Source organism: Clostridium sediminicola, assembly GCF_050402865.1.
Lineage (GTDB): Bacteria > Bacillota > Clostridia > Clostridiales > Clostridiaceae > Clostridium_AF > Clostridium_AF sediminicola.
Window position 1 is genome coordinate 1 of sequence record NZ_BAABMF010000094.1, and the last position, 256, is coordinate 256.

Below are 256 nucleotides of genomic sequence, written 5' to 3' on the forward strand. Positions count from 1 at the left end.
TGTTATGATTTTCAGCAGTAACAATTGCTCCTGTTTCTTTTGCACACTTAATCACAAGTTCAGCGTCAATAGGCTTAATAGTAAACATATCCACCAATCTCGCAGAAATACCTTCTTTTTCTAGAAGTCCTACTGCCTTAATACCTTCTTCTACCATAACCCCTGATGCAATAATAGTTAAATCTATCCCCTCTTTAATTACATTACCCTTGCCAATTGTAAAGGTAGATCCTTCTTCATATAGTTTTGCAACATT

1 protein-coding gene is annotated in these 256 nt (G+C 35.2%); it reads right to left on the reverse strand.

Annotated elements, in window-relative coordinates; all coding sequences use genetic code 11:
* A partial coding sequence (locus tag ACQ3F0_RS26900; protein ID WP_428868881.1) for a transketolase C-terminal domain-containing protein occupies positions 1-256 on the reverse strand: 256 nt, incomplete at both ends.